The 22,847-nt window shown below is 41.9% G+C and carries 18 protein-coding genes and 1 other annotated feature; of the genes, 2 read left to right on the top strand and 16 right to left on the bottom strand.

Annotated features, from left to right (window positions below):
* Positions 1–122: 122 nt before the first annotated feature.
* The 3 genes from C9414_RS06230 to C9414_RS06220 form a co-directional block, all read right to left on the bottom strand.
* Positions 123–353 carry a DUF3951 domain-containing protein gene (locus C9414_RS06230; protein WP_228280361.1) on the bottom strand — a complete coding sequence of 77 codons (231 nt, stop codon included), beginning with the start codon at positions 351–353 and terminating at the stop codon, positions 123–125.
* Between the two features lie 352 nt (positions 354–705).
* Positions 706–2,010 (bottom strand): bifunctional folylpolyglutamate synthase/dihydrofolate synthase, encoded by a 1,305-nt coding sequence (locus tag C9414_RS06225; RefSeq protein ID WP_107163285.1) that lies wholly within the window; start codon positions 2,008–2,010, stop codon positions 706–708.
* A 65-nt stretch (positions 2,011–2,075) separates the two neighbouring features.
* Entirely contained in the window at positions 2,076–4,718 is a 2,643-nt protein-coding gene (locus tag C9414_RS06220) for a valine--tRNA ligase (protein WP_041086475.1), read from the bottom strand.
* A gap of 59 nt (positions 4,719–4,777) precedes the next feature.
* Positions 4,778–5,007, bottom strand: a binding site (T-box leader).
* A gap of 168 nt (positions 5,008–5,175) precedes the next feature.
* Between C9414_RS06220 and C9414_RS06215 the strand changes: the two genes are divergently transcribed.
* Entirely contained in the window at positions 5,176–5,364 is a 189-nt protein-coding gene (locus C9414_RS06215; RefSeq protein WP_003216497.1) for a hypothetical protein, read from the top strand.
* 53 nt (positions 5,365–5,417) lie between these two features.
* Here the strand turns inward: C9414_RS06215 and ysxE are convergent, their stop codons facing one another.
* The 8 genes from ysxE to hemA all read right to left on the bottom strand — a co-directional run bounded on the left by ysxE (position 5,418) and on the right by hemA (position 14,168).
* Entirely contained in the window at positions 5,418–6,449 is a 1,032-nt protein-coding gene (gene ysxE / locus C9414_RS06210) for a spore coat protein YsxE (protein ID WP_064497861.1), read from the bottom strand.
* A 37-nt stretch (positions 6,450–6,486) separates the two neighbouring features.
* Entirely contained in the window at positions 6,487–7,782 is a 1,296-nt protein-coding gene (locus C9414_RS06205; RefSeq protein ID WP_107163284.1) for a LysM peptidoglycan-binding domain-containing protein, read from the bottom strand.
* 134 nt (positions 7,783–7,916) lie between these two features.
* The gene (gene hemL, locus C9414_RS06200; protein ID WP_039180405.1) at positions 7,917–9,209 is read right to left on the bottom strand and encodes a glutamate-1-semialdehyde 2,1-aminomutase; all 1,293 of its coding nucleotides are present in this window, start codon (positions 9,207–9,209) and stop codon (positions 7,917–7,919) included.
* Between the two features lie 27 nt (positions 9,210–9,236).
* Positions 9,237–10,205 (bottom strand): porphobilinogen synthase, encoded by a 969-nt coding sequence (hemB, locus tag C9414_RS06195; RefSeq protein WP_029706177.1) that lies wholly within the window; start codon positions 10,203–10,205, stop codon positions 9,237–9,239.
* A complete protein-coding gene (locus C9414_RS06190) occupies positions 10,205–10,996 on the bottom strand; it encodes a uroporphyrinogen-III synthase (protein ID WP_107163283.1) in 792 nt (263 codons plus the stop codon). The genes hemB and C9414_RS06190 overlap by 1 nt, the downstream gene beginning before the upstream one ends.
* Positions 10,993–11,925: a hydroxymethylbilane synthase gene (gene hemC, locus C9414_RS06185; RefSeq protein WP_107163282.1), complete on the bottom strand. Its 933-nt coding sequence runs from the start codon at positions 11,923–11,925 to the stop codon at positions 10,993–10,995. Before hemC ends, C9414_RS06190 begins: the two co-directional genes overlap by 4 nt.
* Before the next feature lie 37 nt (positions 11,926–11,962).
* Positions 11,963–12,793 (bottom strand): cytochrome c biogenesis protein, encoded by an 831-nt coding sequence (locus C9414_RS06180; RefSeq protein ID WP_039180413.1) that lies wholly within the window; start codon positions 12,791–12,793, stop codon positions 11,963–11,965.
* Between the two features lie 7 nt (positions 12,794–12,800).
* Positions 12,801–14,168, bottom strand: coding sequence for a glutamyl-tRNA reductase (gene hemA, locus C9414_RS06175; RefSeq protein ID WP_039180415.1), 1,368 nt, complete (start codon positions 14,166–14,168; stop codon positions 12,801–12,803).
* A 242-nt stretch (positions 14,169–14,410) separates the two neighbouring features.
* On the opposite strand from hemA, the gene C9414_RS06170 reads away from it, so the two are divergent.
* Positions 14,411–14,896 (top strand): hypothetical protein, encoded by a 486-nt coding sequence (locus C9414_RS06170; RefSeq protein ID WP_107163281.1) that lies wholly within the window; start codon positions 14,411–14,413, stop codon positions 14,894–14,896.
* A 42-nt stretch (positions 14,897–14,938) separates the two neighbouring features.
* Here the strand turns inward: C9414_RS06170 and yihA are convergent, their stop codons facing one another.
* From yihA to tig, 5 genes are all read right to left on the bottom strand, one after another.
* Positions 14,939–15,526, bottom strand: coding sequence for a ribosome biogenesis GTP-binding protein YihA/YsxC (yihA, locus tag C9414_RS06165; protein WP_024423177.1), 588 nt, complete (start codon positions 15,524–15,526; stop codon positions 14,939–14,941).
* The gene (gene lon / locus C9414_RS06160; protein WP_047202462.1) at positions 15,523–17,847 is read right to left on the bottom strand and encodes an endopeptidase La; all 2,325 of its coding nucleotides are present in this window, start codon (positions 17,845–17,847) and stop codon (positions 15,523–15,525) included. The genes yihA and lon overlap by 4 nt, the downstream gene beginning before the upstream one ends.
* 171 nt (positions 17,848–18,018) lie before the next feature.
* Complete coding sequence (gene lonB / locus C9414_RS06155; protein WP_041086484.1) at positions 18,019–19,680, bottom strand: ATP-dependent protease LonB; 1,662 nt, start codon at positions 19,678–19,680, stop codon at positions 18,019–18,021.
* 136 nt (positions 19,681–19,816) lie between these two features.
* Positions 19,817–21,082: an ATP-dependent protease ATP-binding subunit ClpX gene (gene clpX, locus C9414_RS06150; protein WP_024423180.1), complete on the bottom strand. Its 1,266-nt coding sequence runs from the start codon at positions 21,080–21,082 to the stop codon at positions 19,817–19,819.
* Positions 21,083–21,333: 251 nt separating this feature from the next.
* Positions 21,334–22,608 (bottom strand): trigger factor, encoded by a 1,275-nt coding sequence (gene tig, locus C9414_RS06145; RefSeq protein ID WP_034279803.1) that lies wholly within the window; start codon positions 22,606–22,608, stop codon positions 21,334–21,336.
* Between the last annotated feature and the right edge of the window lie 239 nt (positions 22,609–22,847).

Genomic DNA, 22,847 nt, shown 5'->3' with positions numbered 1-22,847 from the left:
TTAATCTTGTTTAAGCAATTATTTTTACGCCCATTTTGTAAGAAGAGCACTAAAATTAACACCATATATTATCTCAACAACACTTCCATCACACTATTAAATAATTCATTATTTATTAGCGGCTAGAATCTTTTCCCCTTATTTTTATCCTTATCATTACCTTGATCGTCTTCATTTCCTTCTTCATTTTGCTCTTCATGAAATTCAATACTGGTGTTTCCAGTAATATTGTCAAAGGGAGTATAGTAAACACCTATGCTTTTCCCTAAAATAATTCGCTTAAAAAGGATTACAACTATTGAAACAACTATTAATAACATAAAAGAAAGAAGAACTCCACTGATAATAAACAAGTTATTCCTCCTTTCAGATGAAATTTGAGGAAAAGCGTTTTAAAAATTAAATGACAATCTGTTAATTTATACATTAATACTACGCGATACACCTTTTTATCCATTGTACTATATAGTTACATTAAACCCAAAATAATCTATTCCAAAAAGTAGCAGTCATTACTTGAAGTGAAATTTGATTAAAAATATCCCATAAATCGTCATAGAGGGAATAAGAAGGGATGGGCATCGAATAAAATATGTTCACTCCATATAGAATTCCTTCCCGTCATCAGCTTCAACTTGAGTACCTAGTAAACCCGCATTTCAAAAAAAAAGACGCACATTGCATAAAAGCAATTGCGTCTTTTGATTACCTTAAAATACGATTTCGTATATCTGAAATAAAATAAAGAGATCCTGTCACAATGATCACCGCTGAAGGATCATCACTTTTTTTCTGAATGAACTCAAGCACTGTACGAGGGTCATCATCATACGACTTTGCGTCTAACTGACTGCATACATAAAGCTTTTCAGCTGATTCGGCTCTTGGAAAATCAAATGAAACAAAATGGATGGAAGAACTGACAGCTTCAAGCTTTTGAATCATTTGCTTGTACGGCTTATCTTTTAAAGCACTAAAACATATATGCACCTGTTTACTAGAAAAATGAGCTTGTACAGTTTCAATTAAACGGTCGATCCCTTCTTCATTATGAGCGCCGTCTAAATACACTAGAGGATGATCTTTGACTTTTTCAAATCTCCCAGCCCAAACTGCCTGCCGAATGCCCTCATATATTTGCTCTTTTGTCACGCTAATATAGCCTTCTTGCTCCAGCCATTCAATGAGTAAAACAGCAAGAGAAGCATTTTGCCTTTGATGCGTTCCGATTAATCGTGTTTCAAGCTGTGGATACTGCTTTTTTGATGTGCGTAACGTGAAACGTTCACCTGTTTCTGTTGGCTGCTGCTCATCAAAGCTACAAGTATCATGTAATGAAATACATTCAGCATTCTTTTCTTTGGCTGTGTTTTGAATGACAGCAAGAGCTTCAGGCTGGTGAACTGCCGTGATCATTGGAATACCCTCTTTGATAATGCCCGCTTTTTCAGTTGCAATTTGTTCAAGTGTGTCACCTAAAATGGCCATATGATCATGACCAATCGACGTAATCGCTGTTAAAATAGGCACAGCAATATTTGTAGAATCAAGCCTTCCGCCAAGCCCTGTTTCCAAGAGGACAAAGTCTACTTGGTGCACATGAGCAAAATAAGCAAATGCACATGCTGTAATGATTTCAAATTCAGTCGCTGCGCCAAGCTCTGTTTGATCTAATTCGTCAACAAAAGGCTTGATTTCATTCACCAAACTCAGCCATTCTTCATCATCTATAGGCACTCCATTCACGCTGATTCTTTCATTGAACGTTAGTATAAACGGAGAGGTGAAAGTTCCGACCGAATAGCCGGCTGCCTGCAACACAGAACGCGTAAACGCAATGGTTGATCCTTTACCATTTGTACCTGCAACATGTACTGTTTTTATACTTTGTTCCGGATTTCCTAGTCTGTTCATCAGCCATTTCATTCGTTCAAGACCCGGTTTTACGCCAAAGGCCAGTCTGCTGTGAATCCAATCAATGGCTTCATGATAGGTTGTAAACAATGTCATCTCTCATTTCATACGAAATTTTCAAAAAAGACGACTCCCTTTCATTAGGAGCCGTCTTTTCAACCTTATGCTTTCAGCTCTTCAATACGCTTTTGAACAGCTTCGCGTTTTGCGACATAATCACGTTCTTTCGCACGCTCTTCTTCTACGACACTTTCAGGCGCTTTTTTCATAAAGCCTTCGTTGCCAAGCTTTTTCTGTACTCGTTCCACTTCTTTTGTCAGCTTATCAAGCTCTTTTTGCAGACGAGCAATTTCTTCATCTAAGTTGATTAAGCCTTCAAGCGGCAGAATGAGTTCTGCTCCAGAAATAACAGCCGTCATCGCTTTATCACTAGCTGGGATATCCGTGCCAATTTCAAGAACACTTGGGTTCGTGAAGCGCTCAATATATGAACGGTTTTTCTCTAAGCGTTCCTGCACATCAGATGTAGAGGCTTTAATGTAAAGCTCTACTTGTTTGCTCATTGGCGTGTTCACTTCACTGCGAATGTTACGAACAGAGCGGATGAGTTCCACAAGCAGCTTCATATCAGCAGAAGCTTGTTCGTTGGAAAGCTCCGGCTTCACTTCAGGCCATGCCGCAACAGTAATGGACTCACCTTCATGCGGTAGATGCTGCCAGATTTCTTCTGTTAAGAACGGCATAAACGGATGTAGAAGTCTCATCGTTTGATCTAATACATACGCAAGGATCGAACGAGTCGTTTTCTTCGCTGCTTCGTCTTCTCCATAAAGCGGAAGTTTCGCCATTTCAATGTACCAATCACAGAAATCATCCCAAATAAAGTTGTATAAATGTCTGCCCACTTCACCGAATTCATACTTGTCAGCAAGCTGTGTGACACTTTCAATTGTTTCATTTAAGCGTGTTAAAATCCATTGATCAGCAACTGATTTTTCTCCTGTTAAATCAAGCTCATCATACGTTAGACCATCCATATTCATTAAAGCAAAACGGGATGCGTTCCAAATTTTGTTCGCAAAGTTCCAAGTGGATTCAACCTTTTCAAAGCTAAAGCGAAGATCCTGACCTGGTGAGCTTCCAGTCGCTAAGAAATATCTTAATGAATCCGCACCGTATTTGTCGATGACCTCCATTGGATCAATTCCGTTGCCGAGCGACTTACTCATTTTACGCCCTTGTTCATCGCGGATAAGCCCATGAATAAGGACATCTTTGAACGGTTTTTCTCCTGTGAATTCAAGACCTTGGAAGATCATGCGGGATACCCAGAAGAAAATGATGTCATAGCCAGTTACAAGCAGATTGGTTGGATAGTAGCGCTTGAAGTCTTCACTGTCTGCATCCGGCCAGCCCATTGTAGAAAACGGCCAAAGAGCTGAACTGAACCATGTATCAAGTACATCGTTATCCTGTTCCCAGTTCTCAATATCTTCTGGTGCTTCAAGTCCAACATATACTTCTTTCGTTTCTTTATGATACCAAGCCGGAATACGGTGTCCCCACCATAGCTGACGAGAAATACACCAGTCACGGATATTTTCCATCCAATGTAAATATGTCTTTTCAAATCGGTCTGGAACAAATTGAACTTGGTCGTCCCCTTTTTGCAGATGAATGGCTTCGTCTGCCAGCGGCTGCATTTTCACAAACCATTGTGTCGATAAATACGGTTCAACGACAGCTCCACTTCGCTCACTATGACCAACTGAATGCATGTGGTCCTCAATTTTGAACAAAATGCCTTCTTCTTGTAAATCCTTCACAAGCTGTTTGCGGCATTCGAAACGGTCCATCCCTTTATATTGCAGTGCATTCGCATTCATTGTGCCATCTTCATTCATGACAAGAATACGCTCTAGCCCGTGGCGGTTTCCAAGCTCAAAGTCATTCGGGTCATGAGCAGGCGTAATTTTCACAGCACCTGAACCAAACTCCATATCGACATAGTCATCACCGACGATTGGGATCTCGCGGCCTGTAATTGGTAAAACCACTGTTTTTCCAATCAAATGCTGATAGCGCTCGTCATCAGGGTGTACGGCTACAGCTGTATCCCCCAGCATTGTTTCAGGTCTTGTTGTCGCAATTTCAATTGAACCCGTGCCATCTGAAAGCGGATATCTCAAGTGATAAAACGCACCTTGAACATCCTTATAAATCACTTCAATATCAGAAAGTGCCGTTTTCGTTGCTGGATCCCAGTTAATGATGTACTCTCCGCGATAAATAAGCCCTTTTTCGTACAATTGAACAAACACTTGGCGAACGGCTTTATTCAGACCTTCATCTAAAGTAAAACGTTCACGGGAGTAATCGAGACCAAGACCCATTTTCGCCCACTGGCTGCGAATAAAATCTGCATATTCTTCTTTCCATTTCCACGTTTCTTCCACAAATTTCTCCCGGCCAAGGTCATACCGGCTTACGCCTTCTTCGCGAAGCTTTGCCTCGACTTTTGCTTGAGTCGCAATACCGGCATGGTCCATACCTGGAAGCCAAAGAACGTCATAGCCCTGCATCCGTTTCATACGTGTCACGATGTCTTGGAGTGTAGAATCCCATGCATGCCCAAGATGCAGTTTTCCTGTCACGTTTGGTGGAGGAATGACGACTGTATATGGATCTTTCGTTTTGTCATTTTGTGCTTCGAAGAATTTTCCTTCAAGCCAGTACGTATAGCGGTCTTTTTCAATCGCATTAGGATCGTACTTTGTTGGCATTTCTTGATTATTTGTTCCCATTTGTGTAACCTCCACATTTTTTCGGCTGATGAAACATAAAAAAAGCCTTTCCATCCTTATAAAAGGACGAAAAAGCTTTTTCGCGGTACCACCTTTTTTCATGAGACACATACACGTGTCCCATACACTCTAAAGGATAACGGGGTTCTCCCGAATTTCTCTACTTGTTCATTCAAGAAATTAAGCTCACAGGCGACCTTCCAAACAAGTACATCCTAGGAAACCTCTCAGCTCTTGGCTTCCCTCTCTTTAGGGTCTTGCTCGTACTCTTCCTGATCTACGCTTACGATATATCACGTTCATCAGCACATACTCATCTTTTATTTATATTACTAAATGCCTTTTGTTTTCGTCAATCATCTTTTCCGCTTTTCTTCTTCTTTATACAAATTGGGCAGGCACCCTTCGCCCTTTTGCCCATATGATAATAACAAAATGAAGAAGGAGGGCGTTTGATTTGAAGAAGATCAATCCTTACACACTCCCCCCCTGGCTGAGGCAAATTCGGGCAGTTGCCTCCCAAGTCGTTCTCCCGATTGCTATATTTCAAGGATTTCGTACGATCATTTTCCCTACAACATTTGACGTCCTCATTCTAGGTATTCTTATTTTTCTCGCCTGTGCCTTTCATCTTGATTGGTTTTAAAAAAACTCATGCTTATGTACCTGCCCATATATAGCCAACGCAACATAGCCTCGTCATTCCGCTGATGACGAGGCACTTTGTTCTTCTTCAAGCCGTCTAGCCTGCTCAATCTCATGAATCTTCATGACGGTCGGCTCAGAATTTTTCATCTGCCAATACGCTCTTAACAACTGCTGACAACTTTCCATTTCATCCTGTCCGCCTGCTTCATAAGCTTTTACTGTATCAAAGAGCACTTGCGGATAAGCAAGGTAGCTTAGGAACAAATGCAGTTCTTCCTCCCGAAAAGGGTTTCCTTTTTGATACGTATAAAACAAAGAAGTGCATTCAGGACAAGACGTGGGATAGGTTTTGAATGTCCGAAAGTAATAGGTCAGAAGATCATAGATGGGGGCGGCTTTTTTAGACCGCTCGAAATTGGTGAAATGTCCTGTTCCTACATCATTATACAAAAAATGATGGATCGATAGCTGTCCATGATTTAGCACAACACGCGTTGTCTCTTTGTCTTTCATTTCTTCATGCCAATCTTCTAATCGTTCAAGCGCAAATTCGCTGGCAGACATCGCCTCTGAAAAATACATAGCAGCGGCCAGCTCAAATGGCGACATATACCACGTTTGTTCTGCCCGCTCTATGAATCGTTCATACATGTCTTTCTCTGTTTCCCATTTGGTCTTGATTTGGGTGTAATGCGCTTCTATCTCTTGCTCTGTGATATCGATCATGACTTCAGTCCGCTTATGAAGTCTTGCAATCTCTTGAAATAAATATTCGTGCTTATCGTCCTGCTCTTCTCTCTTTTCATTCGTCAGCCACGGCATAAGATAGTATGCATACTGGCTTTCCCGATGACTTGAGAAAAAGGAACCGCTCTTCGTCCGATAAATCGGCACAAAGGAGCGATATCCCTTTGATTCTAGTTCAAGCATTTGTTCAGTAAATTGCATATGCCGGTTGGCTTTTACTCGCTTCAAGGCAAATACACCCTGCTTTGTATATACCTTGATGACAACAGGACTGACAGGTTCAATATATTCAGCCTCAAGTCCGTATTCGTATAAGACAGATTGGATTTCATCCACGTCCACTCACCACATTTTCTCGGTCAGTCATCGCTTGCTATGCATTGCTTTTTTGATATTCAGGAATATAAAGAATCTGCCCTTCCTCAAGCTCCGCATCAATCGATAATGAGTTTGTGCGAAGAAGCTGCTGCACATTCAATTGATATCTCTCACAAATACGATCGACCGTATCTTCTTGCTGAACTATACATATTTTCATGCGAGAAAAATCTTCCTCCTCCTGCTTAGCGAACAGCTTTGTTAAATAAAGAGAGTTCTCACTGCCAGACGTTTCTCTCACGTCTTCTTCAAGCTCCTCTTCTTCTTGAGCTGACTCATATATTTTAGGTGCTTCCCGTTCATATAACCGCCCAAGCTGATATTCGTCATCCTGCTCCTCTTGCTCAGGTTCCACTTGATAAGCAGGTGCTTCAAATGCCGGATACGACTGTACCGTTTCTTCCTGCTCTTCTGCAGCTTCCGGATCTTTTCTCACTTCCACTTCAAAGTACGTATCATCCCGCTCCTCTTCTTCTAAAAGCTTAGGCGGTTCAAAAAATGGCGGTTCCTGCACCTGAGCTTCAGGGATGGATCGATAGCCAAGCGCCACAGCTTCTTCTTGATTACTCGGCTGTTCCGGCTCTTCTTGTTCTTCAGGTTCCTCGGGTTCTTCGAGCACTTCCTCTACTTCCCTGTTCATCAGTTCTATCTCAATTTCTTCTTCTTGATCTTCCTGTTCCTCTTGCTCGGCGCGCGTGTCATGTTGGAATACATGCTGCTTCTCATCATCCTCATGTTCTTCGCTTTGCAGGTCTTCTTGCTCTTCTTGTTCCGGCTGCAACTGATAATCGTAAGCCATATTGCCATCATCCTCTTCAGGACGATGGACAAATTCATACGGCTCCTCTACAGGCGCTTGAGGCGTTTCCTCGTCTAACAAGCCCTCGATGGCTAAATCAGCCTGAATGGTAAGCAAACGATTCTCTGTCAGCTGGTAATCAAACGCATCAATGAACACAAACACATCATTTAAATGACTAATTTTGTTCTTCGGAATGGTGATATCGACTGGAAATTGATGCAGAAGCTCCGCCGTTCCGTCTTCTCTTACCTTTACCTCATCTGCTTCCCTGTATGTTGGAAAGGAACTCAATTCACCCAATAGCTCCTCTTGATTTATGTTGTATTCTCCTGTTAGCTCGAGTGAACCTCTAATGGAAACATAATCATTCACTTCTTGAACGAGAATGTCAGGGTCGAGAGAAATTGACAGCAGCTCACTGACTTCCTGTCCGCTTTTGAAATAAATGGATTCTTCTACCGAAAACTGTAATCGATTGTTTTGAGACAAGTCGGTGTCCTCCTTTCATCTAATCCTTAAAAAATAAAATTAGATGTCAATACAGTTGTATGTGGGAGGAAGTGAAAATATGATTCGTTTTCTCCAACGCAAAAAGCCGATATGTCTCCATATCGGCTTTTGTTTTATCGACGTAGTTTTTGAAAAACCTTTTCCACTGTCTCAATGGTATATTCGATGTCTTCATCTGTATGAGCTGTTGACAGGAATAGTCCTTCAAATTGAGAAGGCGGGAGGAAAATGCCGTGATCGGCCATTTCCTTGTAAAATTCAGCGAATAAAGCAAGATCAGCTGTTTTCGCTTTGTCATAATTGATCACTTCTTCATTTGTAAAGAAGAATCCGATCATGGAACCCGCACGGTTAAACGTTAATGGAATTCCATATGCTTTTGCTGCTTTCGAAATACCTTCTTCTAAACGGTCACCTTTTCGTTTAAACTCTTCATAAGACTCAGGTGTGAGCTGTTTTAGAGTTTCTAAGCCTGCTGTCATCGCAAGAGGGTTACCAGATAACGTTCCTGCTTGATAAATTGGACCACTTGGCGCAATTTGTCTCATAATATCCGCTCTTCCGCCATAAGCACCGACCGGAAGACCGCCTCCAATGACTTTACCAAGACACGTCAAATCAGGTGTGATGCCAAAATATCCTTGCGCGCAGTGATAATCCACACGAAAGCCTGTCATGACCTCATCAAAAATGAGTAATGATCCGTATTGCTCCGTAATGTCTCTCAGCCCTTGCAAGAAACCTTCTTGCGGAGGGACAACCCCCATATTTCCTGCGACCGGCTCTACAATGACACCAGCAATATCGTCGCCAAATTCTTGAAAAGCAACTTGAATGCTTTCTAAATCATTGTACGGCACTGTGATCGTGTTGCTTGCAGTCCCTTCAGGAACACCAGGACTATCAGGCAGTCCAAGCGTTGCCACTCCAGAACCCGCTTTAATGAGCAAAGAATCACCGTGGCCATGATAGCAGCCTTCAAATTTCACAATTTTATTTCTGCCTGTAAAACCGCGAGCTAGACGAAGTGCACTCATCGTCGCCTCTGTACCAGAGCTGACCATGCGAATGACTTCAATGGAAGGGACCCGCTCTGATACAAGTTTAGCTAATTCATTTTCAACTAACGTAGAAGCACCGAAGCTTGTCCCATTTTCCGCTACTCGCTGAATGCTTTCAACGACACGATCATTCGTATGTCCTAAAATCAGTGGTCCCCATGATAAGACATAATCGATGTATTCATTTCCATCAATATCATAGATCTTGGCGCCTTTGCCTCGTTCCATAAAAATCGGGTCTGTGTTGACTGATTTAAATGCACGTACAGGGCTGTTGACACCACCAGGCATTAAATGCTGTGCTTCTTCAAATGCTTGTTTTGATTTTTCATAGCTACGTCCCATTTCAATGTCCTCCTGTCTATCCGTTCTTTATTCCGAGAGCCATTTTGCTGCATCTTTTGCATGATACGTAATGATGAGTTCTGCTCCTGCACGTTTCATGCTTGTCAGCATTTCCAAAACAAGCTCTTTTTCAGAAATCCAGCCATTTTGAGCAGCGGCTTTTACCATTGCATACTCTCCGCTCACATTGTAAGCAACAACAGGGAGTGTAAATTCATTTTTCACATCACGCATAATGTCTAAGTAAGAAAGAGATGGTTTGACAATCAAGAAGTCTGCTCCCTCTTCTACATCAGATTGCGCTTCTCTTAGAGCCTCTAAACGGTTTGCAGGGTCCATTTGATATGTTTTACGATCTCCAAACTGCGGTGTACTATGTGCTGCATCACGGAACGGACCGTAAAAAGCACTTGCATATTTCACGGCATAAGACATGACTGGCACATGAATAAAGCCCGCTTCATCCAGTGCCTCACGAATGGCAACAACAAATCCGTCCATCATATTTGAAGGCGCGATGATATCTGCACCTGCACGCGCTTGGCTGACAGCAGTTTTCGCTAATAGCTGAAGAGATTCATCATTTAAAATTTCACCATCTTCAACGATTCCGCAATGTCCGTGATCTGTATATTGGCATAAGCAAGTGTCTGCAATGACCACGAGCTCTGGGAAATGCTTTTTGATCTCAAGCGTTGCTCTTTGAACTATGCCATGATCGTGATACGCCTCACTGCCTACATGATCTTTATGATCTGGCACACCAAATACAATGATCGATTTGATGCCGAGATCAACAAGCTCTTGGACTTCTTCTTTCACAAGATCTACAGAAATATGATACACACCTGGCATTGAAGAGACTTCTTTTCGGACATTTTCTCCCTCTACAAAAAAGATCGGATAAATGAAATCAGATGGTCTTAAAAAGGTTTCTCTGACTAATTCTCTCATTCCTGCGCTTGTCCGCAATCTGCGGTGTCTGTTAAATTTCATCAATGGTTCAACTTCCTTTCAGATAAACGGCACATCAAATCAAGCATTCCGTCTATCGTATAAGTATCTGGGGTTTCAGAAGAAATCCCGTATTGAAGCAATGCCTCTTTTGTTAGAGGACCGATCGTCACAAAACAGGTGTCAGATGCAGCAAGCATCGCTGCATCTGCTTCCATCACATGCATAAAAGAATGAACAGTAGATGAGCTCGTAAATGTAATAAAATCAAATGATTGCTTCGTCATTGCCGTTTTAAGAGCAGCAATTCCTTCCTCATCCCTGACTGTTTCATATAAAATCCATTCTTTTACCTCAATGCCGAGCGGAACGAGGGTCTCTTTCACCACATCTCGTGATAGATGCCCTTTTGCTACAAACACACGATCTCCTGGGCGTACATGGTCAAGTAATGCATCTGCCAGTTCTTCCGCTATAAATCGTTCTGGCACAACATCCACCTTCAAGCCGTGCTGCTCAAGATAGGCAGAGGTTTTCTCTCCTACAGCAGCCACTTTCAAATGGGATAAGCTCTTTTGGAAATGATGGTCTTTTATGTAGTTCAGAAAAAAAGACGCACCATTCACACTCGTGAAAACAAGCCATTGGCTATTTTCTAAGTCCTTTAAAAAGTCCTGCGCTTTTTCTTTTGTGAGCGTAGGCTCAAACCGAATAAGAGAGGTTAAAACCGCATGGCCGTTCAGCGCTTCAATCTTTTGCTGAAACACGCCCGCTTGACGTTCATTTCGAGTGACAAGCACCGTCTGTCCGTGAAGCGATTTGCCTATGCTCATTGAGACAGATCCTTTTTCACCTTGTCGATCAAATCCTTTGCTCCCTTATCGGCCATCTGCTTCGCACACGCTGTTCCAATTGCTTCAGGGTCAGTGCCTGTGACGGTTTCTCGAATAATTGAGTGCCCATCAGCAGATGCAACAAGACCTGTTAGTTCAATTTCATTATGCTCATTCATCGTTGCATAGCCGGCGATCGGCACCTGACAGCTTCCATCCATTTGTTTGAGGAAGGCTCTTTCTGCGAGGACCGTTTTCTTCGTATATTCATTCGTAAATTGGGCGAGAAGCTGCAACAGCTCTTCATCATCCCCGCGGCACTCAATCGATAGCGCGCCTTGTCCAACGGCTGGAAGGCACGTCTCAGGAGATAAAAATTCCGACACAACCTCTTTGCTCCATCCCATTCTGGACAGACCGGCAGCCGCTAGAATAATGGCATCATACTCTTCATTTTTCAGCTTTTCCAATCTCGTATCAATGTTTCCTCGAATCCATTTAATCTCAAGATCTGGTCTTTCCTGAAGAAGCTGTGCGCTGCGCCGTAAGCTGCTCGTTCCCACAATTGCACCCTTAGGCAGTTCGCTGAGACTCAGATGATCCTTCGAAATAAGTGCATCCCGCACATCTTCACGCTCAGGAATACAGCCAATCACTAAACCTTCTGGAAGAGCAGCCGGCATATCCTTCATGCTGTGCACCGCCATATCGATATCATGATTCAGCATCGCCTGCTCAATCTCTTTAACAAACAGTCCTTTTCCGCCAACCTTAGATAAGGTCACATCTAAAATTTGATCACCCTTTGTCACAATTTCTTTTATTTCAAAAGAATAAGAAGGGTTTAGTTCAGACAGCTTTTGAATGACCCATTTTGTTTGTGTAATTGCCAGCTTACTTCGTCTAGAACCAACTTTAATTGTACGCAATACGTCTTCCTCCCGACAATGCCTTTAAGACTCATCATTATTGAAACCAATGAAAGGTTGATAAGCTACCAAGCAGAAAATAATTGATCATTAGCACAAGGAATGAAGCGACATTCCAAAATGCCACGATTTTGCCCTGCATATTTCTCACCAATCTGATATATAAGTAAAAGCCATATAAAAACAGCATAATAAACGAACCAAGCACCTTTGCATCTGTCCAGTACAACGTATCATACGAAATATATGCCCAAATGATGCCAAGAATTAAACTAAGCAAAAGCATTGGCACACCAATAATGTTTAATACGTACGCCATATGATCCAGCTTTGATAAGTCTTCAATTCTCAAAAGCCATTTTCCCCATTTTTTCTTTTTCAGCAAACGATATTGAAAGAGATAAAGCAGTGAAAATGCAAAAGAAAGTGAAAAGGCACCGTAGGATAAAATCGCCATCGTAATATGAATCACGAGCAGTTCACTCGTCAGCTTCCCCGTTAGTTCTGCTGAATGGAGGTCAGATGGTGTAAAGGTGTGAATCGCCATCATGGAAAAACCGATCACATTTGTAAAAAAGACAATAAATTCAACGCGCAATATCTTTGTGAGGACAAGCGAAAGTGTCACAAGCACCCACGTATAAAAATATAACCCCTCTGCTACATTCAACACAGGGAATCGGTCTGTTTCCATCATAATATAGAACATGTAGACTGTTTGCAGCAGCCAGACAATAGAAAGCAACCAGAAAGCCATTTTTCCAGCCTTCCGGTTGTGTTGAAGAAAATCTATGAAATAGAACAAGACACTTAGTGCATAGATTAAGATCGTTGCTTCATTGAGTCTCGCTACAATGGATTCCATCATCGCTTAATCACTCACTGGCAACTGTAGCAAAGCCTTGTGCCATATTTGGTTTGAACAGCTGAAATGCCCCTTGCTCCACCTGTACAGGTTCGACCTTTTGCTCTTCATCTTCAACCTGTAAATCAAAGATTTCTTTAAAAAGTAAAAGTTTTTCCTCTGCATTTGGCTCCGCGGCAATTTCTTTTGCCTTTAAGATAGGATCTTTCAGCATTTGGTTGATGATGCTTTTCGTATGTTTATTTAACAGCTTCATTTCACGGTTTGTGAGGTTTGGAAGCTTTCGCTCAATACTCTGCATCGTATCGGCTTGAATTGTGAGTGCCTTTTCTCTAAGTGCAGAAATGACTGGAACAACACCTAACGTATTCAGCCATTGCTTAAATTCTACAATTTCTGCTTCAATCAGGAGCTCAACCTGCTCAGCCACTGCACGGCGCTCTTTTAAGTTGGCAGCCACGATGCCTTCAAGGTCATCAATGTCATACAAAAAAGCACCTTCTACTTCAGAAATGGCTGGATCTAAATCACGGGGTACAGCAATATCTACCATAAATAGAGGTCTGCCCTTCCGCTTTTTATTCGCACTTTCAACCATTTCTTTTGTAATGACAAATTGTTTCGCACCCGTTGAGCTGATTAAAATGTCCGCTTCGGATAATGTTTTTTCTAATTGGTTTAAGCTCTTAGGCTCTCCTGAAAAACGACCGGCCAATTCCTTTGCCTTCTCAAACGTTCGGTTGATGACCGTTACTTGGCCAATTCCTTGCCCTTGAAGGTTTTGAGCTGCCAGTTCGCCCATTTTGCCCGCGCCAAGAATCAGGACATGCTTATCAGAAAGACGTCCAAAGATTTTTTTAGCAAGCTCAACCGCTGCATAGCTGACAGACACCGCATTAGACGCAATATCCGTTTCCGCATGAGAGCGTTTTGCAACAGTGACCGCCTGTTTAAATAAATAATTAAAAACGGTACCAATGGTCTTCTCCTCTTGAGCTACTTTAAAGCTGGAGCGTACTTGACCGAGTATTTGCGTTTCACCAATGACCATGGAATCAAGTCCACAGGCCACACGGAATAAATGCTCAACCGCTCCATCGTTTTCATAAAACTTCAAATATGGAGAGACATCTTCCTTTTCTAAACCGAACCAATCGGCTAAAAATCTTTTTATATAAAACCGTCCAGTATGAAGCTGATCTACTACTGCGTAGATCTCTGTTCGATTACATGTTGAGATGACGATATTCTCTAGAATGCTTTTTTCTTCTTTAAGCTTGGACATCGCTGTTCCGAGCTCACTCGGTTCAAAGCTCAGCTGTTCCCGTATCTCAACAGGGGCTGTTTTATAATCTAAACCCACAACAAGAATATGCATAACTTCAGCTTGCACCCCCAACGCCCTGTCTAATTTATAATAATTACAATATAGAATTTATTATTTATAATGATTATAACATATATTCATTTTTAACTGGATAAAAATTGTGAACAGATTTCAAAAATGTTGTGATATAGTAGAAAAATGTTCGACATCAATTATGCCATATCATCACTTCAAGCAATTTACCAGATTTGGCGCGTGCGGACAAATGATCTGCTTAAAAGAAGGTGACATCTTTGAAGAAGAAATCCATTTTGCTGCCGCTCACTTTACTGGCTGTAGCGCTATATGCCATTCTCTCAGGAGGTCAATTTGACATTTGGAAGGATCAAGAGAAATGGTATACACTTGTACTGCTTTTTGGTCTCGCGTTCTTATATCAAGGAAAAAAGGAGCAAGAAAGCGCTCATGTGTTTATCGGTATGCTCATGACAGGCCTTTCGCTACACTTTATTCTTCAGCCAAAATTGGAACACTGGCCAGACACATTTACGATGATTGTGTTCATCATAGGACTTGCACTCTTTGTGAAATCATCTCAGAAAAAAGAATATCGTATTGAAAGTGTTGTGCTGATCGCACTCGGTCTGTTCCTTTATTTCTTTCAGCAAATTACAAAACAGCTAAGTTCCCTTTCGATCCCTACTTCCGGCTTTGAATTGTACTGGCCTTATGTACTGATTGCTGTCAGTCTCCTCTTATTATTTTTAAAAAGGAAATAACTTATACAATAAAAAAGCATCTGCTCATCGCAGATGCTTTTTTTAGCCGTTTACTTTCGCAAGGATCGCATTCCAGGCTTCATCTTTTCCCTTTTTTGTTTCAGAAGAGAATAAGATGAGTTCATCTGATGGGTCAATGTCGAGCGTCTGTTTGACGACTTTCGCATGTTTTTCCCATTTGCCTTTTGGAATTTTATCCGCTTTTGTTGCGATGACGATCACGGGAACTCCGTAATATTTAAGGAATTCATACATGTTCACATCATCTACTGATGGCTTATGGCGCAGATCCACAATTTGGACAACTGCTTTTAATTCTTCACGCATTGTAATATACGTTTCGATCATTCTACCCCAGGCTTCGCGCTCTGTTTTTGATACTTTGGCAAAGCCGTAGCCCGGAACATCCACAAAATGGAGCATATCATTAATAATGTAGAAATTAAGCGTCTGTGTCTTTCCTGGTTTAGAAGACGTACGCGCTAAATTTTTACGATTAATCAATGAGTTGATGAACGAGGACTTTCCAACATTTGATCGTCCAGCAAGCGCGATTTCAGGCAGTCCACCGCTCGGGTACTGCTCTGGTTTCACCGCACTAATGACGATATCTGATTTTGTTACTTTCATCTTCCCTCTCCTACCAACGCTTTCTCAAGCACCTCATCTAAATGTGAGACCGGAATAAAGGTTAGTCCTTCTCTCACACTTTCAGGAATATCATCAATATCCTTCTCATTGTCCTTTGGAAGAATAATGGTTTTCAATCCTGCACGATGTGCGCCTAATGCTTTTTCTTTTAGTCCGCCAATTGGAAGCACTCTTCCTCTTAACGTTATCTCTCCTGTCATACCAACCTCTTTTGATACAGGACGTCCTGTGAGTGCTGATACAAGAGCCGTCGCAATGGTGATACCAGCTGATGGCCCGTCCTTTGGAACCGCACCCTCTGGAACATGGATATGAATATCGTGCTTTTCATTAAAATTAGGATCAATGTTCAGTTCATCTGCTTTGGAACGAATATAACTGAATGCCGCCTGTGCAGATTCCCTCATGACATCACCAAGCTTACCTGTTAACAAGAGCTTGCCTTTACCAGGCGAGAGTGATACCTCAATTGATAAGGTGTCTCCGCCAACTGTCGTATACGCAAGTCCTGTGACAACCCCCACTTGGTCTGTTGTTTCAGCCTGACCATAACGGTAAAGTCTTTTTCCAAGGAATTCAGATAAGTTCTTTTCCGTCACTGTGATGCGTTTTCGGTCTTCAGCCACAATCGCTCTTGCCGCTTTTCGGCAAATGGCCGCAAGCTGACGCTCTAATCCACGAACTCCTGCTTCTCTTGTGTAATAGCGAATCATATCATAAATCGCTGCTTCACGAAGCTGCAAGTTCCCTTTCTTTAATCCGTGCTCCTTTAGCTGCTTCGGCAGAAGGTGATCTTTCACAATCTCTGCTTTTTCAACCTCTGTATACCCTGCAATCGTGATAATCTCCATTCTATCACGAAGTGGGCCTGGAATGGTTGCTAAATTGTTGGCAGTGGCAATAAATAACACTTGTGATAAATCAAATGTCTCTTCAATATAGTGATCGCTAAAGTTGTGATTTTGCTCTGGATCCAGCACTTCAAGCATCGCAGAAGACGGATCACCTCTAAAATCAGATGACATCTTATCAATTTCATCTAAAAGAAACACCGGATTCATTGTGCCTGCCTTGCTCATCCCGCGAATGATACGGCCTGGCATCGCGCCTACATACGTTCTTCTATGTCCACGAATCTCAGATTCATCACGCACACCGCCAAGAGAGATACGGATAAACTTTCGGTCAAGTGATTTAGCAATCGATTTGGCAAGTGACGTTTTCCCTACCCCAGGAGGTCCTGCTAAGCAAAGAATCGGTCCTTTTAATGAATTGGTCAGCTTCTGTACAGCAAGGTATTCAAGCACACGTTCTTTGACTTTTTCCAGCCCATGATGCTCATCATCTAAAATCTCACTTGCCAGCTTTAAATCTAGACGATCTTCTGTATAGGTGCCCCATGGAAGATTGATCAGCCAATCAATATAATTTCGAATGACAGAGCTCTCCGCAGAGCTTGAAGGAATTTTTTCATAACGGTTCAATTCTTTTAGTGCCGTTTCACGAACAGAATCCGGCATGCTGGACTCTTCGATTTTAGACATTAATGAACTGACTTCGCCCGTTTTTCCTTCTTTGTCACCTAACTCCTTTTGAATGGCTTTCATTTGTTCACGCAAATAATATTCTTTTTGCGTTCGTTCCATTGAACGTTTGACGCGCTGACCAATTTTCTTTTCAATTTCCAGCACTTCTTTTTCATTGTGAATTAAGCTGATGACACGATTCAGACGTTTTTTAACATCCACTGTTTCAAGTACTTCTTGTTTGTCCTTTAATTTAAGCGGCAGGTGAGAAGCAACGATATCTGCCATTCTCCCCGGTTCCTCAATATCCGTCACCGTTGCATATGTTTCAGCTGAGATTTTTTTTGAAATTTTTATGTACTGATCAAAGTGATCTAACAAAGTGCGCATGAGTGCTTCTGCTTCTGCGTCCTTTAAATCTTCTTCTGCCAATTCTTTAATATCGACGGACGTATAGTCCTCAAGCTCCACATATGATTCGATCTGCGCTCGATTTAAGCCTTCTACGAGTACACGAATCGTTCCATTCGGCAGCTTCAGCATTTGTTTGATTTTTGTGTAGGTGCCGACTTTGAAAATTTCCTCTTCACCTGGTTCATCTATTGAAATTTCCCGCTGTGTTGCTAGAAAAATCATATGATCGTTCATCATCGCCTGTTCTAATGCTTGAACAGACTTCTCGCGTCCAACGTCCAAATGCAAGACCATTGTTGGATAAACAAGCAAGCCTCGCAATGGGAGGAGCGGAACATTCTTTTTGATTTCATCTGCCATGTTGATTGACACCTCCGTCACTAGTATGAATCATTATAATATACCTGTTTCAGTCTTGTACAATGTAAAAGACTTGAGAAATGATGATCTTACCGTAGTATACCCTTTCTTTTTATCTTGAAAAAGAAAAAAAGATCTATTTCACTAAAAAATCCCCATATGTGATGGGGATTAAACAGATTTTCTTTTCATTTCCTCTTCTAGTCCATCTTTCTTCTCGTCTGGCGGGTTGACCAAACACTGATCCAGCACCTCTTGGAAGTGCTTCACAGGCACAATGGTGACGCCTTCAATCTCTTTTAAGATCGACTGCTGGTTGTCATAAGGAATAATCACGGTAGTAGCACCAGCTTGTTTCGCCGCCTTAATCTTCGGTATCACACCGCCGATCGGCTTCACCTGACCCTGCAACCCGATTTCACCTGTCATCGCTGTCAGATGATCAATCGGGATTTGATGAATAGCAGAGAAAATCGCCGCCGCCATGGCAATCCCAGCAGACGGTCCATCAATCGGGGCACCGCCTGGGAAATTAATATGGATGTCATATTCATTTGTCCGTATGCCTAAGTTTCTCAGCACTGTTAATACATTTTCAACAGACCCTTTGGCCATACTTTTTCGTCTAATGGATTTAGACTGACTGCCAATGCTTTCTTCTTCTGCAATGCCTGTAATGTTGATACTGCCTTTTTCAAGCGCCTTACATATGTTCACTTCAATCTCAAGCAGGGCACCGCTGTTTGGTCCGTAGACAGCCAGACCATTCACTACCCCGACTTTTGGCTTTTCCGGTACTTTTTGTTCATATCTTGGTGTCAGCTGACTTGAATGAATGACCCACTCGACATCTTCGATCGTGATGTCTTTTCGGTTTTCTGTGACGGCCATTCCAGCGGCGATCTGCACCATATTGACTGCTTCACGGCCATTTTTCACATAGGAGGTTAACAGGTTCAGCCCTTCATCACTTAATTCCTTTTGGATTTTTTGGACAGCCTTAGCAGCAACAATTTTCAGTTCATGCTGGTCAAGGTCCTTAAAGAAAATTTCCAAACACCTTGAGCGAATAGCCGGTGGAATTTCTTCAGGTGTTCTTGTCGTAGCACCAATCAACCGGAAATCAGCCGGAAGCCCATTCTGAAAAATATCGTGGATGTGATTCGGAATTTGGGTGTTTTCCTCACTGTAGTAGGCACTGTCTAAAAATACTTTCCGATCTTCAAGGACTTTCAGCATTTTGTTCATTTGGATCGGATGCAGTTCACCAATTTCATCAATAAACAGAACCCCTCCATGAGCATGCGTAACGGCTCCTTGTTTTGGCTGCGGAATGCCTGCCTGTCCCATCGCTCCCGCCCCTTGGTAAATAGGGTCATGCACGGAACCAATGAGTGGGTCTGCGATGCCCCGTTCATCGAATCTTGCGGTTGTGGCATCGAGCTCCACAAATACCGCATCTTTCTTAAACGGTGAATCAGCATGACGCTTCGCTTCTTCCATGACAAGACGGGCAGCTGCTGTTTTTCCAACTCCCGGTGGGCCGTAGACAATGACATGCTGAGGATTTGGTCCGCAAAGCGCCGCTTTTAGAGCACGAATGCCGTCTTCCTGCCCTACAATATCTTGAAATCCCTTTGGCCGGACTCTCTCTGATAAAGGCTCACTCAGCTTGATTGAGCGCATCTTTCTGAGTGCTTCCATTTCTTTCTTTGATTCTTTGTCTATCGTCACCTTTTGTGTGCGCTGATTTCGCAGTAAGTTCCAAAAGTACAGCCCGATGACGATACCAAAGAACAGCTGTATAAATAATACGATTCCTGTCCAGCTCAATCGGTGCTCCCTCCTTCATCTATCGTATGTATTGGTTTCTGTCTGCTAGTATTTCCTAGAGCTGGACGGAATAAACACGTCTTCCACGATAAATAAAAAACTCCTGAATCAAAATGATTCAGGAGTGAGACTTCTCTTATGCAGATGTTTTTGTATCTTTGTTGACGACTGTGCCATCTTTTAAAACAAGACGCGGCGGCTCACCATCAGCAACCGTTGCACCAGTGATGACACATTTTTCAATATCATCACGAGATGGAAGGTCAAACATCACATCAAGCATGATACCTTCAATGATTGAGCGAAGACCACGAGCTCCTGTTTTACGCTCAATTGCTTTTTTCGCAATTTCGCTAAGAGCATCTTCTTCAAATTCAAGCTCTACATCGTCAAGCTCAAGCATTTTTGTATATTGCTTAACGAGCGCATTTTTAGGCTTCGTCAAGATTTCTACAAGTGCTTTTTCATCTAACGGCTCTAGGCTTGCAATAACCGGTAGACGACCGATGAATTCTGGAATTAAACCGAAGCGAAGCAAGTCTTCTGGCAGTACTTTTGATAGAAGGACTTCTTTTTCAAGATCTTCGACTTTATTTTCCGCACCGAATCCAATTACTTTTTGACCTAAGCGGCGTTTGATGATTTGCTCAATGCCGTCAAAGGCTCCACCACAAATAAAGAGGATATTTGTTGTATCGATTTGAATGAATTCTTGATGAGGATGCTTACGTCCACCTTGAGGCGGTACACTAGCAACTGTTCCTTCAAGAATTTTCAAAAGGGCTTGCTGGACACCTTCCCCAGATACATCACGAGTGATAGAAGGGTTTTCTGATTTTCTTGCTACTTTATCGATCTCATCGATGTAGATAATGCCTTTTTCCGCTTTTTCTACATCATAATCCGCTGCCTGGATCAGCTTTAGTAAAATATTCTCTACGTCTTCACCAACATAACCTGCTTCAGTTAATGATGTTGCATCTGCGATCGCAAATGGAACATTTAAAATACGAGCAAGTGTTTGAGCAAGTAATGTTTTACCGCTTCCTGTTGGTCCAATCATAGAAATATTACTTTTCGAAAGCTCAACATCATCAATCTTGCTGTTGGAATTGATCCGTTTGTAATGGTTATAAACCGCTACAGCTAAGGATTTTTTCGCATTGTCTTGTCCGATGACATATTCATCAAGAATCTCCCGAATTTCATGAGGCTTCGGAACATCCTTGAATTCAACTTCTTCCTCTGTGCCGAGCTCTTCTTCAACTATTTCCGTGCAAAGCTCGATACATTCATCACATATATATACGCCAGGTCCTGCGACCAGTTTACGCACTTGATCTTGCGTTTTTCCGCAAAACGAGCATTTTAATTGACCTTTTTCCTCGTTGAATTTAAACATTCTTTCACCCCTTATTCTTCTTCACTTGCCTGTAGCTAACAGTCAGCTACCTTTCTGGGTCCAGTATGTATGCATTTTACCATACTTTCCTAAAAGACGGTAACGATGTGTTTCTAACACCGCACATTGAGATATGTATGACAGAAAGATGCGACTTACACTATCGTTTCCAAAAGAAGCGATGATAAGTCAAAAATTGTACAAAACAAGGCACGAGTCACTCGCGCCCTGTTTTATTATTATGCACCATATTAACGGTTTTCTACAAGAAAATCAATTGCTTTACGAACTTTTAGATCTTCTTTCATTGCTTCAGTAGATCCGATCGCTTGTTTGATATTTTCAATTGGCATGTTGTATGCTTCAGCCATTTTTGAAAGTTCTTCTTCCACTTCTTCGTCAGACACTTGTAAGTTTTCTGCAGCAGCAATTGCTTCAAGTGTTAGGTTAGATTTTACGCGTTTAGCAGCATCTTCTTTCATTTGCTCTTTAAGCGCATCTTCATCTTGTCCAGAGAATTGGAAGTAAAGCTCAAGGTTCATACCTTGCATTTGAAGACGTTGTTCGAATTCTTTCATCATGCGGTCTAGCTCTGTGTCAACCATCGCTTGTGGGATGTCAACTTCCGCATTTTCAGAAGCTTTCGCAACTAGCTCTTCACGAAGTTTTCCTTCTGCTTCGTTTTCTTTTGCTTCTTCAAGACGTTTCTTCGTTTTTTCAGTTAACTCAGCAAGTGTTTCTACTTCTTCATCAACATCTTTAGCGAACTCATCGTCAAGTGCTGGAAGTTCTTTTGCTTTGATTTCATGAATTTTCACTTTGAATACAGCTGGTTTACCTGCAAGGTCTTCAGCATGGTATTCTTCTGGGAATGTAACTTCTACGTCTTTTTCAGCGCCAGCTTCAAGACCAACTAATTGCTCTTCGAACCCAGGGATGAATGAACCAGAACCTACTTCAAGAGAGTAGTTCTCAGCTTTTCCGCCTTCGAATGCTTCTCCATCAACGAATCCTTCGAAATCAAGAACAACTGTATCGCCGTTTTCGATTGCGCCTTCTTCTTTGACAACAAGCTCAGCTTGACGGTTTTGCATGCCTTTAAGCTCTTCTTGTACATCTTCATCAGTAACAGCTGTGTCGTCTTTTTCTACGTTAAGACCTTTGTAGTCACCAAGTTTTACTTCAGGCTTCACTGTTACTTTTGCAGTGAAGATTAAGCTTTCGCCTTTTTCGATTTTCTCAACATCGATTTCAGGGCGGTCAACTGGTTCGATACCAGCTTCGTCGATTGCTTTTGGATATTCAACTGGAAGAAGAATATCTAATGCATCTTGATAAAGAGATTCTACACCAAAACGCTGCTCGAAAAGACCACGTGGTACTTTCCCTTTACGGAATCCAGGGATTGATACTTGCTTAACCACTTTCTTAAATGCATCATCAAGTGCTTTGTTAAATGTTTCAGCGTCAACTTCTACAGTTAGAACGCCTTCGTTACCTTCTTGTTTTTCCCATTTTACTGACATGTGTGTTTCCCTCCAAAAATCTATTCAGATTGTGCGTTGCTCCATTCTAAAGCATCATAAAGACTTCGTCCAATCAAAAACCACGCACTCCGCTAAGAAGCTTGCATTATGTATACAACATTTGACTTGATTATACATATCGTCTTTCAACCGTTGGAATCTGACAACTGCACTATATATGCACAAATACAACCATTATATTATAACATAACAAGTCCGTCTTTCAACTAAATCGACAA

This window comes from Bacillus sp. Nf3 (assembly GCF_003028545.1).
Taxonomy (GTDB): domain Bacteria; phylum Bacillota; class Bacilli; order Bacillales; family Bacillaceae; genus Bacillus; species Bacillus safensis.
This window is presented reverse-complemented; position numbering and strand designations above follow the sequence as displayed.